This window comes from Erwinia wuhanensis, assembly GCF_030484085.1.
GTDB classification, from domain to species: domain Bacteria; phylum Pseudomonadota; class Gammaproteobacteria; order Enterobacterales; family Enterobacteriaceae; genus Erwinia; species Erwinia aeris.
The window spans coordinates 389474-405354 of the sequence record NZ_JAUJUH010000004.1; the positions used below are offsets into that span (position 1 = coordinate 389474).

The following is a 15881-nucleotide window of genomic DNA, read 5'->3' on the forward strand; positions in this document are numbered from 1 at the left end:
TAAGGAAAGCGGGCGGGAATTGTGTTGTACCGTTTAAAAGTATACCGCTCAAAAGGCAGGCTCCGTCCGCTGCTCGCCAAAACACGGCGCGACCGAAGCCTGCATCACCGTTAGCGGAACACGCTGATCGCTTCCACCAGACGGGTGGCCTGATGCGTCATTCGGCCAGCCGCCTGCGCGCCTTCTTCCACCCGCTCGGCGTTCTGATGGGTGATATTGTCCAGGTCTTCTACCGCCAGGCTGACTTCGCTCAGCGCCGTAGCCTGCTCGGCGGTGGCGGAACTGATCTGCGCAATCAGCGAGGTCACGTTCTGCACCTGAGAAACGATATCCTCCATGGTTTTGCCCGCGTCGTTAACGTGGACGCTGCCGGACTCCACCTTCAGCGCGCTGTTCTCCACCAGGCTTTTTATTTCGCTGGCGGCCTTGGCGCTGCGCTGCGCCAGGCTGCGCACTTCTCCGGCCACCACGGCAAAGCCTTTGCCCTGCTCGCCCGCGCGTGCGGCTTCCACCGCAGCGTTTAGCGCCAGGATATTGGTCTGGAAAGCGATCCCATCAATGACGCTGGTGATGTTGGCTATCTTCTTCGAACTGTCGGCAATTTCCGCCATCATGCCGACCATATCTTTCATCACCACGCCGCCTTTGGTCGCGGCATCGCGAGTGCTGGCGGAAAGCGTATTGACCTGCTGCGCCGTGTCGGTATTGCTTTTTACCGTGGCGGTCAGTTCATTCATGGTGGCAGCCGTTTGCTGGACGTTGGCCGCCGCCTGCTCCGTACGACGGCTCAGCTCGTTGTTGCCGTGCGCGATAGCATCGCTGGCGCTCATCACGTTGACCGCCTGGCCGCTGACGTCTTCCAACAGCCAGCGGAACATCAGCCCCAGCTGCCCGACCGCCCGCAGCGTGGTGCCGATTTCATCCACGCGATCCATCTGGTCGACCTGCTGGCAGGCGCCGGTCGCCACGCTCAGCGCCTGTTTGCACAGCCGCTCGACGGGACGGGAAACCTGCTGCTCAAGCCAGCTCGTGGCCAGCAGCAGCAGCACGGCCATGATGGCGCTGAATATCGCCAGCGACTGGCCCGGTAGCCCCAGCGCCCAGACGCCCGCCACGGAGAGCGGCCACAGCGCCAGCAGCGCAGAGCGAATGCGCCAGCGCAGCGGCATGGTTTTCAGCAGCGAGGCCCAGCGCAGCGCCCCGGTACGCACCAGCAGCCCTTTATGGAAGCGCCAGCCCTTACGCTTGCCTTCGCGAAATTCTTTATACAATTTTTCAGCCTGCGCGATCTCCTGCGCGGCGGGACGGGTGCGAACGGACATATGGCCCTGTATCTTACCGTTGCGCACGATCGGCACGGCATTGGCGCGTACCCAGTAGTGATCGCCGTTTTTACGACGGTTTTTCACCAGCGCGGACCAGGGTTCGCCCTGTTGCAGCGTCGCCCACATATCGGCAAACGCTTCCGGCGGCATATCAGGATGGCGCACTATATTGTGAGGCTGCCCGTTGATCTCTTCCGGCGTAAAGCCGCTGACTTTGATGAATACGTCGTTCGCGTAGGTGATATGGCTGCTGGCGTCGGTGGTTGACATCAGCGTGGCGTTCTCATCAAACGCAAATTCCTGCTGTGTTACGGGTTGATTGCTGCGCATGGCGTAAATCCTTGAAGCGGTGACCAGGATTGGGCTTTGAGTGGATAAATTATCATTCGTTATATTTTCGGCCCGTTCCGCCTGAACTTTAGTTGCTAAAGCTAAATTCCATGCAAAGGTTAAAAAACCGCAAAGCCTTACGGACAGCCATCTGGCGAGAAAAGAACCGGTTCCAGCCGCCCGCAAAACCCTGTCGACGACAAGTCATTATTATGCAGAGATGTTTTAGTATGGTGAACGGATCACGCCCGCTGAAAGATCAAAAACGCCACCTTACGCCCGCGTTATAGCCCCAGCCTTTGCCGCCGTTGCCGTCGATTTCTTTCCGATAGTCCGCTTCCGCATAGAGCGACACGTTATTTTTAAAGACGGTGGTGGCGCCGACGCCGGCTTCCCACATCTGACCGAACTTACCGCTGCGGAAGCTCTGCTCAAGGCCGTCCACGCCTTTAGCGCCTATTGTGGTTTTAGCCTGACTGTCCCAGCCTTTGTAATAGTTGGTGCGCAGATAAGGCGTGTACTGGCGGCCGCTGTTATCGCTCCAGCGTCGATCCAGCTTCGCGCCGACGCGCCCAATGGTCTGGTGCGAATCGTCGTAGCTGACCGTCAGGTTATCCCTGTCGCTGAAGTTATCCAGCCCCAGATGCAGGTAAGTCAGCTGGGCTGAAGGCTCCAGCCGCAGCCCGCCGCCCAGCGCAAACGGATAGCCGCTCTCCAGCGAGGCGCTCCAGCCTTTGCCTTTGATCTTTGCCACGTTCTGCCTGCGTGCAATATCCGTTTCGCCACGATGCCAGCTGTAGGAGAGCGTGCCGTCCAGGTAGAAGCCGCTTTCCTGTAGCCAGGTGGCATAAAGCGCCAGCGTATCGCTGTCGAACGTGGTGCTGCTGTAGCCGTCGGCCGCGTCCGGACGGATGCGGCTGTTACCGCGTGTCCAGGCGACGCCGCTGCGCAGGCTGCCGTTGTCCCCATCCAGCTGCACGACGTTGCCGCCTACCTGCAGCGCGCTGTAATCCATATCCAGGTCGTAGCCGAAATTCTGGAAGCTCTGGCTGGTGCTGTAGCGCATGTTGGCGCCGGTATAGCGCAGGAACATTTCCCCGCCGGCCTCGCCCTGGCCCTGACGCAGCTCGCCCAGCCGGTTATGCAGATCGTTAAGCGTGGCTGCGGAATAGTACGCCAGCCCGGTCGGAGCGGAGAGATAAGCAGGCACCTGCGGCACTACCGCCGCACGGGAAACGCCGTTATTCCTGACGAGGCCGTTAGCCAGACGATAGTCGCGAAACTGGCTGCCGCTGCCGTCGACCTGCCGCTGGGCGGCATCGCTGCTGCCCGGCGCAAAGCTGTAGAGATCGTAGCGCCACGGCCCGGCTGCCAGATAGCCGCCCTGGAGCGCAAAGCTGTTGGCGCTGGCACTGCCTGCCACCTGTGCCAGCGAGATGCCTTCGTTCGCCTCAATAACGCCATTTTGATTAGCATCGTTCAGCGCGCCGGTGCTGCCTGCCGCTGGCGTGACGTTAATCAACGTGGTGCCGTTAACATCGCCGTTTACGCGCAGGATGTCGCTGCGCTGGTTGGCGGGCGCGCCGCCGCCGTTAAGCGCGCTGGCGAGCTTCAGCGTGCCGTTCAGCGAGTTCAGCGTGCCGTTGATGGTCAGCGTGTTGCCCGGCGATCCGGAGCCGTTGGTCAGATCCAGCGTACCGGCGTTATTCACCACCAGCGAATCGCTGGTGCCGCCTCTCAGTACGGGATCTACAAGGTTTCCGGCATAGAGCGTGGACTCGCGATCGATATTCAGGGTGCTGTGCGCCAGCTGCAGATTGTCGGTCAACGTCCAGTCGGTATGGTAGAAATTGATGGTGCTCCAGCCCGCGCCCAGGTTGACGCCCCGGCCTGCGTCGTCGCTGGCGAAGGAGCCGCCACGGGCCGCTATCTCGCTCAGGCTGAGCGTGCTGCCTTCGCCGCCCGCCGTGGTGATATGACTAACGTTAGCCAGGCTGACGTTCTGCACAAAGGCCTGGTTATCGATGCCGCTGCCCATCGTCAGGCTGCCGTTGAGGGTGCCGCCGGTCAGCGTCAGCGTATCGGTGCCGTTCCCCGTGTTCACATCGCCCTGCACCGCTCCACCGATCAGGGCGATCCGATCGTCCGTCGCGCCGCCCGCCACGATAACCGTATCGGCATATTGCGCGCCAATCGTGCCTTCGTTAACAAATACCGTGCTGCCGCCGCGCAGATCGATAACGGGCGCCACCGTACTCCACGAGAAGATGTCGCCCCGGTTTACCACTTCGCTGGCAGTCTGGCTGACAATTGCCGAACCGCCGCTTTCAGTGGTGATATAGATGTTTCCCTCCGAGATGACTTTCCCCGTGGTATTGGCGCGGATCCCTGTTCCGCCGCTGCCGACAAGGATCACCATGCTGCGTGGCACCAGCATGTCGGCCTGCGTGGTCGAGCCATCGGCATTAGCAAAGGTGTAGCCCGTTGCGCCGTCGGAAGGTTCGATACCAACGGAAAGCAGTGAATCGAAAGTGGTGGCGGAACGAATGCCGCTGCCGCTGCCCCGGGCATAGATATAGGTGTTGGCCAGGGAAATATTGGGGGTTTCCGCCAGGTTATTGATGGCGCTGCCGCTGCCGTTTACCGTCAGCGTAGCGCCGTCAATCGACAGCCCGGCGGCGCCTTCTTCCAGCAGAACGGCGTCGGCGCTGCCGTTGCCCGTAATGCTGTTACGGAAGATGCCGTCGCCATACAGCGCAAAATTACCGTTATGGCCCACGCGTACCGCTGCCGTACCGCCTGACTCCAGCTGGGCGCTTTCGGGAAAAAATTGCGCGGTGCCTTCGCTCACATCAAACGCGATACCGGTAGCAGCGACCAGACCGCCCTGCATCAAAAAAGAGCCGCCGTTTTGTATCCGTACGCCGGTGCTGTTGTCGCCGGTTAGTTTAACCAACGAAGCGTCTCCCAGCGTTATCCTCGCGCCGTTGGTTATCTGATAAGCGGTTGCGTTAGCGCCACCGCCAGAAACGCTGCCGCTATCGTAAACCGATGTACCTGCGCCGTCAGCGCGGATGCCGACGGCGCCTTCTCCCCCCAGAGTGATTGGGCCAGTGAGGTAGGCATAAGCGTTGCCGCCCGCCTCGCTTCTTAACCACACCGCCGTATTGTGGGTGTCGCCTGACGGCCCGGTGCTGCCGTTAACGTTGACGATCCCGTCCGAGTAAACGCTGGCAAAGCTGCCGCTGCTGGCGATCGCTTTGATCCCGGTGCCGTTATCGCCATTCAGATTGATCGTCCCGGCGTTGCCGACCAGCCCGCCGCTGCCGGAGTCGATCGCCAGCAGCGCGATATTCTCCTCCGGGCGAAAATCCGCCTGACCGTTAACGTCAATCACGCCGTTATTTTGCAGGCGGGCGTTCGGGCCATTCACCACCTTCATGGCGGTGCTGTTCTGAGTTTGTGCACCCAGTACGATATGCCCGTCATTTACGGCGCTGCCATCACCAATCATATTAATGCCGACGGCGCCGGACAGCCGGGTATCGAAGGCTTCATCCGTCAGAGCATTTTGCGGCGATCGCCCCAGCCAGAGCGTGCCGTCCACAGCATTGGTGAAGCTCGCCTGCGGGCCGTTAACGAACACGCCGCTGGCGCCGTCCGCCGCGCCTGTATTAATGTTGCCGTTATTGATCGCGCTGCCGCTAAAAATCCCCAGGCCAGTGCCGCTGCCTGCGATGTTGATGACGCCGTTATTGGTGAAACGGCTGCCGTCCTGTAGCCGTACCGCGTTGCGGCTTTGGCCGACCGTGCTGCTGTCCACGCCGCTGCCATCGGCATTATTGAAGAAGCCAGCATTAATAACGCCGTTATTAACGCCGGTACTGCCGCTAAGCAGATCCAGCGCGTTGCCATCGGTGATGCCGTTACCGGTACTGGCGACCTTACCGTTGATAATCGCGGTGCCGCCGTTTGCAGCCAGCACCGCGCTGCTGGCGTTCGCCACCTCCAGCGTTTTATTAACCGTAACCCTGGCCTGCGCGCCGTCTGCGCTGAGCACCACCAGTTCGCCAATCGGCTGCGCCGCTTCGTCATCCGCATCCTGCGCCACTATGCCGTAAACGATTTGCCCGCTGGTGAGAGTTACGGCTTTATCCAGCTCGTCACGGTAGCTTTCGGGATTGAGCTGGCCCGTTTCCAGCTGCCCGATAAGCCAGTTGTTATAGTTTTTAAAATCATCAAAGTTGGTCACGTTGAATCGCGTGATGACGTTATTTCTGGTGGCGACGCTGAATTCGCCTTTGTAATCAGCCACGCTGTCTACGGGAAGGGTGAGGTAAGGCCCGCCAGAAGGTGGAAGCGCAGCGGTAAAGGTCAGGCGGTTATCGCCATTCCAGTTCATGTTGCCGCTGCCGGTGGCGGCAAAAAGCCGACTCTGTTTGGCCGCCATGCGCCAGCCGTTGGTTTCTGACGTCGTTGCCGCACCGGACTGGCCGATTGCCACGTTAATGGTGCCTTTACTGACCTGCGCCACGCGGGCGTTAATATATTGCCCGCCTTTGACGTCAACATAGTTTGGCAGCGGCGTATCCAGCCCGAGCGGCGGTATTTCGACCATGCTGGCGGAATTAAAAACGTCAAAGGGACGATAGCCGCCGTTCTCCCAGTCCGGGACATAAATGGTGTAACCGCCTGTACCGGGATCCAGGCCCGGCCTTTCTGCCAGCGACAGGTCAGGGTTATTCACACGGCCCTGTAGCTCTCTCAGCGTAAAGCTTTGCTCGCCGCTCAGCCCCGGCGAAAACTGCTGGTTGCCGCTAAGCGTTTGCGTGGAGCCGTTGCAGACGCAAAAAGCGCCGACTTTATTATCATTAACATAGGGTGAAAAGGGTTTCAGCGTCGCCGCCTGGCTGTAAAAAGCAGGCGCTATCGCGCCCTGTGCCGCAATAAGGCTTAACAAAAGGGGATGTAATTTAAACAAGGATATTTCCTCCAGAGCTGAAGAAAAAAGTAAAAAACATCTCGCCGTAAAAATGCGATTGCAGACGGCAGGCGGCGTGACGAATAATTAAAAATTGTTAATAACAATCACATCACTACTGAAAAGAAAGATCCATATAAAGTTATGGCGGCAAACGACATCCCCAAAAAAATAAGAATAGTGCCGTAAATAATCATATTAATTACCGGCCCTTTATTAAACTCTACAGGCCTGATTGCTAAAAGGAATCGCCGCCTTTTCAGGCTTAACGTAAAATATAATTATAGTCTTGACAAATAAATGCAGCTCACGATAAGAGAAAAAATGAGAAGATAAAATTTAACGGTCAACGCCATAAATATTTACTATTAAAAATCAGTATGAAACGTTATTCAGCGGCGACTTAAATAATCTCATTTATGATTACGAAACCGCATAACCGCTGCGTTTGCGCCTTGCAAAAAACAAAAAAAATGGCCCGAAGGCCATTTTCATTTTTGCTGTTCTTCCGCGCCGGAGCGATCAGGAAGCGGATGCCAGACGCGCCTCGTAGGCCACTGCCTGTTTGGCATCGAACTGGTTTTCCCACTTGGCGATCACCAGCACTGCCAGCGCGTTGCCGACCACGTTCAGCGCGGTACGCGCCATGTCCATGATACGGTCAACGCCGGCGATAAACGCCAGGCCTTCCAGCGGAATGCCTACGCTGCCCAGCGTAGCCAGCAGCACCACAAAGGAAACGCCAGGCACGCCCGCGATCCCCTTTGAGGTCACCATCAGCGTCAGCACCAGCACGATCTCCTGACCGATAGAGAGGTCAATGCCGTACAGCTGCGCGATAAAGATCGCCGCGATGCTCTGATAGAGCGTGGAGCCGTCCAGGTTAAACGAATAGCCGGTCGGCACCACAAAGCTGGTGATGGACTTAGGCGCGCCGTAAGCCTCCATTTTCTCCATGATCTTCGGCAGCACCGTTTCGGAGCTGGAGGTGGAGTAAGAGAGGATCAGCTCATCCTTCAGGATGCGCATCAGCGTGGTAATGCGCAGCTTACAGATGCGCGCGACCGTTCCCAGCACCACAAAGGCAAAGAACAGAATGGCGACGTACACCAGGATCACCAGCTTAGCCAGCGGCCACAGCGAGGCGAAACCAAAGTTGGCGATAGTCACCGAGATCAGGGCAAACACGCCAATCGGCGCGTAACGCATAATCATATTGGTGACTTTAAACATGGTTTCCGAGGTGGAACGAAACACCTTCACCAACGGCTCGCGATGTTCCGCAGGCAGCGATGACAGCCCCAGACCAAACAGCACCGAGAAGAAGATGATCGGCAGCATCTCGCCTTTCGCGATCGCCGCGAAAATATTCTGCGGGATCAGCGACAGGATAGTGGTCACCAGGCTGTGCGGGCCGCCCTGAACCTGCGCCGTCGTGGCTTCATACTTAGAGATGTCCACCGTTGCCAGCGTCGACATATCAATGCCGTAGCCAGGTTGAAACACATTCGCCAGGGTAATCCCTACCACAATGGCAATGGTGGTTATCACTTCAAAATAGAGGATGGTTTTGACGCCGATCCGCCCCAGTTTTTTCGCATCGCCCACGCCGGCGATACCGACGATCAGCGTGGAAATCACGATGGGAACCACAATCATCTTGATCAGATGGATAAAGATATCCCCGGCAGGACTAAGAATGTTAGCGATTAACCATTCACGATCCTCCGGTTGATTATGCAGTATCGCGCCAACGACGATCCCCAGTACCAACGCCGTCAATATTTGCCAGGCAAGGCTGAATTTTGCAGCTTTCATAATAGTTTTTTCCTTAACAAAACCCGCTCTCCGCGTCTTTAATGCGGAGCGATCACTCTCAAGGGAAGCAGGCCGATGTCGGCGAATGCGCGGATAATGGATGGTTGATACCTGATTTGCAGGCGCGTAATCAGTACCATTTTCACGGGTATAAATGCAACCCTAAGTGATATACGGCTAAACTATCATCGCCGAACAGGATAAAGCTCTGGAATCGACGTGTACGACTAACTCTTTGTTATAATTAGCAATATATCTCCATACTTGCGCATAGCTATGCAGTTGCTCGCCAGACGCCAGGCGAACAGCCAGGTTTAGTTGTGCGCCTTTTGTACAGCCCGTTTGCGTTATGCGGCGAATGAGTGGGCGACGGTTGCAGAAAGTTCCACCGTATTACGGCAACTTTTTGACCATTTTCATCACCTGACGTTATGGCGTGATCCATGGCGCAAAAAGCAAACAAAGCCCGGCGGCTCGCTCCATCCAACCTTTGATTGACATATTATTAACATCTTCAAGGAGAGTAGCCATGAGCCAACAACACCGACATCCCGTTCCCGCGAATATCGCGGAAAATACGCTGATCACTGCCCAGCAGTATCAGTCGATGTACCAGCAGTCCGTACAGGATCCCGAGGCGTTCTGGGGCGAACAGGGTAAAATCCTCGACTGGATAAAACCGTACACCCGCGTGAAGAACACCTCATTTGCGCCGGGCAATATTAATATCCGCTGGTTTGAAGACGGCACGCTCAATCTGGCGGCCAACTGTCTGGATCGCCACCTGCACAGCCGGGGCGACCATCCGGCGATTATCTGGGAAGGCGACGACGCCAGCGAAAGCAAGACGCTGACCTTTCGCGAGCTGCATCGCGAAGTCTGCCGCTTCGCCAACTCGCTGAAAGAGCTGGGCATAGGTAAAGGCGACGTGGTGGCGATCTATATGCCAATGGTGCCGGAAGCCGCCGTCGCCATGCTGGCCTGCGCGCGTATCGGCGCGGTGCACTCGGTGATTTTTGGCGGTTTCTCGCCGGAAGCCGTGGCCGGACGTATCGTCGACTCCGCCGCGAAGCTGGTGGTGACTGCCGATGAGGGCATTCGCGCCGGGCGCGCCATCCCGCTGAAGAAAAACGTCGACGAGGCGCTGGCTAATCCCAGCGTCACCACGGTAAGCAACGTGGTGGTTTTCCGCCGCACCGGCGCGGATATCGACTGGCACAGCCGCGATCTGTGGTGGCACGAGCTGGTGAACAAGGCCAGCGCGCACCACCAGCCGGAAGAGATGGGCGCGGAAGATCCGCTGTTTATTCTTTACACCTCCGGCTCCACCGGCAAGCCTAAGGGCGTGCTGCATACTACCGGCGGCTATCTGGTTTACGCGGCGACCACCTTCAAATACGTTTTTGATTATCATGCCGACGATATCTACTGGTGCACCGCCGACGTCGGCTGGATCACCGGCCACAGCTATCTGCTTTACGGCCCGCTGGCGCTGGGCGCGACCACGCTGATGTTTGAAGGCGTGCCTAACTGGCCGAAGCCGAGCCGGATGGCGGAAGTGGTGGATAAACATAAAGTCACGCTGCTATATACCGCGCCTACGGCAATTCGCGCGCTGATGGCGGAGGGCGACAAGGCCATTAGCGGCACCGATCGCTCCACGCTGCGTATTCTGGGTTCCGTCGGCGAACCGATTAACCCGGAAGCCTGGGAGTGGTATTACCAGAAAATTGGCAATAGCCGCTGCCCGATTGTCGATACCTGGTGGCAGACGGAAACGGGCGGCTTTATGATCGCGCCGCTGCCTGGCGCGACGGAGCTGAAGGCCGGTTCGGCCACCAAACCCTTTTTCGGCGTGCAGCCCGCGCTGGTCGATAACGAAGGCAACGCGCTGGAAGGTGCCTGCGAGGGCAACCTGGTGATCGTTGACGCCTGGCCAGGCCTGGCACGCACGCTGTTCGGCGATCACGAGCGCTTTGAACAGACCTACTTCTCTACCTTTAAAAACATGTACTTCAGCGGCGACGGCGCGCGGCGCGACGAGGACGGCTATTACTGGATCACCGGCCGCGTGGACGACGTCCTGAACGTTTCCGGCCATCGGCTGGGCACGGCGGAGATAGAATCCGCGCTGGTGTCCCATCCTAAAATCGCCGAGGCGGCCGTGGTCGGCATTCCTCACGCCATTAAAGGCCAGGCCATCTACGCCTATATCACGCTGAACAGCGGCGAAGAGCCGACGCCCGAGCTTTACAGCGAGGTGCGCAGCTGGGTGCGTAAAGAGATCGGCCCTATCGCCACGCCGGACGTGCTGCACTGGACGGACTCCCTGCCGAAAACCCGCTCCGGGAAAATTATGCGCCGTATTTTGCGCAAAATTGCCGCTGGCGATACCACCAATTTAGGCGATACCTCGACGCTGGCCGATCCGGGCGTGGTGGAAAAACTGCTGGAGGAGAAACAGGGTATTGCCATGCCCTGAAAATAAGCAAAAGGCAGTATAGCTTTATCGGGCAGCGTAATGATTATCACGCTGCCCTTTATTTATCAGCTTCCCGATGATGAGGCATTACCGGCGCGGTCGCTCAGTCAAGCCGGATCTCATAACAGCTCTTGCAATTATCTCTGGAGACTCTGTGATGAACGATAGATATCAGCGGATTGAAAAAAGCGCGCGCTTTAAAGGGCTGGTCAGAAAACGCCAGGCCTTCGCCACGCTGCTCTCGGTAATAATGCTTATTCTCTACGTCGGCTTTATTTTATTAATCGCCTTTGCGCCAGGCTGGCTGGGTACGCCGCTTGACGCTAATACCAATGTGACCCGTGGTATTCCGATTGGCATTGGGCTGATCGTTATTTCTTTTCTTTTAACCGGTATTTATGTCTGGCGAGCCAATGGCGAATTCGACCGCTTAACCAAAGCGCTGCTGGATGAGGTGAAAGGATGAAACTTTTCCTTTATTTCGCCCTGCTGCTGCCTGTTTCCTCCCGCGCCGCCGATGCGATTAGCGGCGCGGTTGAAAAACAGCCCACCAACGTTGAAGCGATCGTGATGTTCCTGATCTTCGTGGCCGCCACGCTGGGTATCACCTGGTGGGCCTCCAAACGCACCCGTTCGCGCAGCGATTATTATACCGCAGGCGGCAATATCACCGGTTTTCAGAACGGCCTGGCGATGGCGGGCGACTTTATGTCCGCCGCCTCATTCCTGGGGATCTCCGCGCTGGTTTATACCTCCGGCTACGACGGCCTGATCTATTCGCTGGGTTTTCTGGTCGGCTGGCCGATTATCCTGTTTCTGATCGCCGAACGGCTGCGCAACCTGGGACGCTATACCTTTGCCGACGTTGCCTCCTATCGTCTGAAACAGCTGCCTATTCGCACGCTTTCCGCCTGCGGCTCGCTGGTGGTGGTGGCGCTCTATCTGATTGCGCAGATGGTCGGCGCGGGTAAGCTTATCCAGCTGCTGTTTGGCCTGGACTATCACGTCGCCGTGGTGCTGGTGGGGATCCTGATGGTGCTGTACGTCCTGTTCGGCGGCATGCTGGCGACCACCTGGGTGCAGATTATCAAGGCGGTGCTGCTGCTGTTCGGCGCCAGCTTTATGGCAATCATGGTGATGAAAACCGTGGGCTTCAGCTTTAATAATCTCTTTACCCAGGCGATGGCGGTGCATCCAAAAGGCGTGGCGATCATGCGTCCCGGCGGGCTGGTGCACGACCCGATTTCCGCGCTGTCGCTCGGGCTGGGGCTGATGTTTGGTACGGCCGGCCTGCCGCATATCCTGATGCGCTTCTTTACCGTCAGCGATGCCCGCGAGGCGCGTAAAAGCGTATTTTACGCCACCGGTTTTATGGGCTACTTCTACTTCCTGACCTTTATTATCGGCTTCGGCGCTATTCTGCTGGTCGGCGCTAATCCGGCGTTTAAGGATGCCACCGGCCTGCTGATTGGCGGAAACAATATGGCGGCGGTGCATCTGGCCGATGCCGTTGGCGGCAGCCTGTTCCTGGGCTTTATTTCCGCAGTGGCCTTCGCCACGATTCTGGCGGTGGTCGCCGGGCTGACGCTGGCGGGCGCGTCGGCGGTATCGCACGACCTTTACGCCAGCGTGGTGAAAAAGGGCCAGGCCACCGAGAAGCAGGAGCTGCGCGTCTCGAAAATCACCGTGCTGGTGCTGGGGGTGGTCGCTATCGCGCTGGGTATTCTGTTTGAGAAACAGAATATCGCCTTTATGGTCGGGCTGGCCTTCTCGATTGCGGCAAGCTGTAACTTCCCGATTATTCTGCTGTCGATGTACTGGTCGAAACTGACCACAAGAGGTGCGATGGCAGGCGGCTGGCTGGGGCTACTGACGGCGGTCGTGTTGATGATCCTGGGGCCAACGGTGTGGGTGCAGGTGCTGGGCCACGCGAAGCCGGTCTTCCCCTACGAGTATCCGGCGCTGTTTTCTATGCTGGTCGCCTTTATCGGCACCTGGCTGTTTTCCGTAACCGACCACTCGCAGGAAGGCCAGCAGGAGCGGCAGCGTTTCCAGGCGCAGTTTGTGCGTTCGCAAACCGGCGTGGGCATTGAAAGCGGGAAAAGTCACTAAGTAGCGATCTGCAAGGCGGAGCGGCCACCCGCCTTGCAGCGCAGCAACGCGCCGCACTCAGTAGTAGTTCAGCACCACCACCACGCTATCCTCAATGCGCTGGGCCACTTTCGGCGTTCCGGTTGTTTGCATATACAGCGCCTCGGTTACGCCGCTGGTAAAAACCTTTAGCCCCTCAAGTTTTTTACCGCTTTCATCCAGGATCTGCTGCTCGAGCACGTTCCCCGCCGATGCCTGCTGCGTAATCTCCACCGTAGTCGACGGCACCGTTTTGCATATTAACGTGAGGTCCCCTACCTTGTGGTTACGGTTAATGGGCTCGCCGACGATAACCGTCCCCAGATCGTTGGGGTAACTCACCAGCTCTGCATGGCAGTCATCGATCGGCGTGATCGGTATGCCGCCGCTGCAGCGTGCGTCTTTGCCCAGGCCATCCCATCCTGACCAGCAGGCGCTGTAATCGCCTTCCTGTACCGGTACGCTTACCGTTTGCGTTAAGCGGTATTGCGCGACTTTTATCCGACTTGCTGGTTCGTCGGTGGCGTTCTGGCATTGTTGTACGGTTGGCGCGCCGCCGGGCGCATCGCTCATTCCGATAAACGTGGCGGCCACTTCAGGATCGCGGACGGTAAGGCCATAGATATGGAACACAAGGTCACGATCGTTGCCTCTGCTGGAGCAGAGCCAGACATCGGTGCCGGCCTCCACCGTAATCATATTGTTTCTGACCGTCAGGCCGGTCGTGACGCCCGGCACGGAATTGTAGTACCACGCCAGCGCCGACGTTGAAAAACAGATCAGGCTCAGCGCGAACATAATCCTTTTCATTTTATCTCCTTGTTATGAGCCAGCCAGCACCCCGTACGGCGGCGGCGGGCTGCGTCGGTTCAGGGGTATTCGATGATGTAATTCAGGCTGGCGGTGAATTCTCCCGCCGTCGGCGGCGTCGCGCCGTCCGCCCGTAGATAGGCCTGCATCGGGATAACGATATCAGCAGCATTCAAAGACAGCGTCAGGCCCGGCGAGGCGGCATTGACCGCCAGCGGCGCGCCCCGCACATTTTCGATGCCGATAACGATGCCGGTAGCGGTACTGCCTGCATCCGGTTGCAGCATCCCGTTACTGTCCCCATTCCCGCGCAGGAAAACTTCAATTCGGCCTGGCGTTGTTGCATCAAACTCGCAGTTTTCCAGATGAACGGCAAACGGGTAACGCGGGCTTTCCTGCGAGTTCTGCAACATGTTCAGCGTGACGGCCGCCAGCGGGAGCGTAATGTATTCATCGCCGGGCCGTATCGTACAGGGGCTGAGATTTTCAACCAGCGTACCGCTGAATTTGGCCTTCACTGCTACCTCTACAGGCGCGGCATAGCCGAGCGCAACGCACAGCATCATCCCCAGGCCTGACCACAGGCAGCGTAATAATCCCCTTTTCATTCGTAGACCGCCTTAATTGTCGCCGTCGCCTCAAAGTATCCGGGCGTTAACGAGGCCGCCGTATTTTTCACCAGCACGGCCATCAGAACGGGGGGATCCGTGCCATCAATAGCAAACGAGGTGTTTACCGGCTGGAGTTTACCGTCGTTCATTATTTTAATGGCCAGGCCGGGCTGGACATACAGCATCCCCTGGCCAAAATCTGCGCCCGTGCCGTCGATTTGCAGCGTTACCGCATTTTTACCCTGCTGCTTGCAGCTAAAGTTATAAGCAATCTCGCTCTGGTAATTAGTGCCGTTGATTTTTGCAATATCTACCTGATCGCCAAAGGAAACCTCAACGTTTTTGCCTTCATTAAGCTGACAGGAGGCAGACTGCACCACGTTGGCCGTCATGGTGAAGGTAAATACCTCCGGCGCTGCCGTCACCCGGCCTGAAAATAGCGTTAATCCTGTTAGCGTGCAGAGCACCGCTTTTGCAAAGGTGGTTGTCCTGTCCATCTGTTTATTCCTGCCGCCGTTTATCACGACTTATCCAACATAAACCTGCCGCAGCCCGAGCAAAACGCGGTTAAGCAAAGAAGCGTTGCGCGGCTGCTCTGGCGAAGCGGCAAAACTTTATGCGCTTAGCCAGCGGGCCTGACCGCCGTGGCCTTACAATGATCCCCGCTACAGGTAAACTGCAACTGCGGACGGGCGCCGTAATCGTTGATATAGGTGAGCAGCGGGCGGCTCCCCAGCGCTTCAGCGCTGACCTCAAGCACGCCTTTACTTTTCGGCGCGATCATCAGCGGCTTGAAATCATTGATGGCGCTATTCCTGGCGGCGTTGCGGCCATCGATCAGCGTCACGAAATAGGGCGTGGGATTGTTTACCTGATAGCGATCGCCGGCGCGAGTCAACGTCAGCTGCTCCTGAAAGGGCACCGCGTTTCTTTTGGGCACCAGCGCCTGCGGGCGATAAAATAATTTTACCTTTGTCTGCAAGGCAAGCTGGAGCGTATTGGGGCGTTCGGATCGCGGCGGGATCTCACGCAGATTAAAGTAGAACAAGGTTTCACGATCCTGCGGCAGCGCGCCCACGGAAGGCAACGTCTCTATTTTTACCTGGCTTTTGCTGCCCGGCTCAATGCGCTGTACCGGCGGCAGAGCAGTCAGCGGCTGCTGGATTTTTTTACCCTGGCTATCTTCTATCCAGCCCTGCGCCAGATAGGGTAATTGTTTATTATCGTTACTGACGACCAGGCTGACAGACTTTTGGCCGCCCTCAAAAATCACGCGTGTACGATCGAGCGAAACAGCGCCATAGCTTTGTGCAGCCACCAGGACGGAGAGTAAAACGGCGATGCGTGATAAACCTGCTTTATATGATCTCATTTTTTCCCCTTACACCATGTCA

General features: G+C 57.5%; 10 protein-coding genes. 3 read left to right on the top strand and 7 right to left on the bottom strand.

Annotated elements, in window-relative coordinates:
* Positions 1 to 110: 110 nt before the first annotated feature.
* The 3 genes from QZH36_RS12410 to gltP form a co-directional block, all read right to left on the bottom strand.
* A complete protein-coding gene (locus QZH36_RS12410) occupies positions 111 to 1655 on the bottom strand; it encodes a methyl-accepting chemotaxis protein (RefSeq protein WP_253456056.1) in 1545 nt (514 codons plus the stop codon).
* A gap of 259 nt (positions 1656 to 1914) precedes the next feature.
* A complete protein-coding gene (locus tag QZH36_RS12415) occupies positions 1915 to 6636 on the bottom strand; it encodes an autotransporter outer membrane beta-barrel domain-containing protein (protein ID WP_301730337.1) in 4722 nt (1573 codons plus the stop codon).
* A 522-nt stretch (positions 6637 to 7158) separates the two neighbouring features.
* On the bottom strand, positions 7159 to 8454 hold the full coding sequence (gene gltP, locus QZH36_RS12420) for a glutamate/aspartate:proton symporter GltP (protein WP_125290230.1): 1296 nt from the start codon (positions 8452 to 8454) through the stop codon (positions 7159 to 7161).
* 529 nt (positions 8455 to 8983) lie between these two features.
* Between gltP and acs the strand changes: the two genes are divergently transcribed.
* From acs to actP, 3 genes are all read left to right on the top strand, one after another.
* Positions 8984 to 10936, top strand: a complete 1953-nt coding sequence (gene acs / locus QZH36_RS12425; RefSeq protein WP_301730338.1) for an acetate--CoA ligase — start codon at positions 8984 to 8986, stop codon at positions 10934 to 10936.
* Positions 10937 to 11093: 157 nt separating this feature from the next.
* Positions 11094 to 11402 (top strand): DUF485 domain-containing protein, encoded by a 309-nt coding sequence (locus QZH36_RS12430; protein WP_301730339.1) that lies wholly within the window; start codon positions 11094 to 11096, stop codon positions 11400 to 11402.
* Positions 11399 to 13048: a cation/acetate symporter ActP gene (gene actP / locus QZH36_RS12435; RefSeq protein WP_125290227.1), complete on the top strand. Its 1650-nt coding sequence runs from the start codon at positions 11399 to 11401 to the stop codon at positions 13046 to 13048. Before QZH36_RS12430 ends, actP begins: the two co-directional genes overlap by 4 nt.
* A 57-nt stretch (positions 13049 to 13105) precedes the next feature.
* Here actP and QZH36_RS12440 read toward each other — a convergent pair whose 3' ends face one another.
* The 4 genes from QZH36_RS12440 to QZH36_RS12455 all read right to left on the bottom strand — a co-directional run bounded on the left by QZH36_RS12440 (position 13106) and on the right by QZH36_RS12455 (position 15859).
* The gene (locus QZH36_RS12440; RefSeq protein ID WP_301730378.1) at positions 13106 to 13876 is read right to left on the bottom strand and encodes a hypothetical protein; all 771 of its coding nucleotides are present in this window, start codon (positions 13874 to 13876) and stop codon (positions 13106 to 13108) included.
* Between the two features lie 59 nt (positions 13877 to 13935).
* Complete coding sequence (locus QZH36_RS12445) at positions 13936 to 14484, bottom strand: fimbrial protein (protein WP_301252126.1); 549 nt, start codon at positions 14482 to 14484, stop codon at positions 13936 to 13938.
* Positions 14481 to 14984: a fimbrial protein gene (locus QZH36_RS12450; protein ID WP_301730340.1), complete on the bottom strand. Its 504-nt coding sequence runs from the start codon at positions 14982 to 14984 to the stop codon at positions 14481 to 14483. Before QZH36_RS12450 ends, QZH36_RS12445 begins: the two co-directional genes overlap by 4 nt.
* A 125-nt stretch (positions 14985 to 15109) precedes the next feature.
* A complete protein-coding gene (locus tag QZH36_RS12455) occupies positions 15110 to 15859 on the bottom strand; it encodes a fimbria/pilus periplasmic chaperone (RefSeq protein ID WP_301252124.1) in 750 nt (249 codons plus the stop codon).
* Positions 15860 to 15881 lie beyond the last annotated feature (22 nt).

Coding starts and splice junctions, on each gene's coding strand:
- QZH36_RS12410 (WP_253456056.1), bottom strand. CDS start 1,655: ATGCGCAGCAATCAACCCGTAACACAGCAGGAATTTGCGTTTGATGAG.
- gltP (WP_125290230.1), bottom strand. CDS start 8,454: ATGAAAGCTGCAAAATTCAGCCTTGCCTGGCAAATATTGACGGCGTTG.
- acs (WP_301730338.1), top strand. CDS start 8,984: ATGAGCCAACAACACCGACATCCCGTTCCCGCGAATATCGCGGAAAAT.
- QZH36_RS12430 (WP_301730339.1), top strand. CDS start 11,094: ATGAACGATAGATATCAGCGGATTGAAAAAAGCGCGCGCTTTAAAGGG.
- actP (WP_125290227.1), top strand. CDS start 11,399: ATGAAACTTTTCCTTTATTTCGCCCTGCTGCTGCCTGTTTCCTCCCGC.
- QZH36_RS12440 (WP_301730378.1), bottom strand. CDS start 13,876: ATGAAAAGGATTATGTTCGCGCTGAGCCTGATCTGTTTTTCAACGTCG.
- QZH36_RS12445 (WP_301252126.1), bottom strand. CDS start 14,484: ATGAAAAGGGGATTATTACGCTGCCTGTGGTCAGGCCTGGGGATGATG.
- QZH36_RS12450 (WP_301730340.1), bottom strand. CDS start 14,984: ATGGACAGGACAACCACCTTTGCAAAAGCGGTGCTCTGCACGCTAACA.
- QZH36_RS12455 (WP_301252124.1), bottom strand. CDS start 15,859: ATGAGATCATATAAAGCAGGTTTATCACGCATCGCCGTTTTACTCTCC.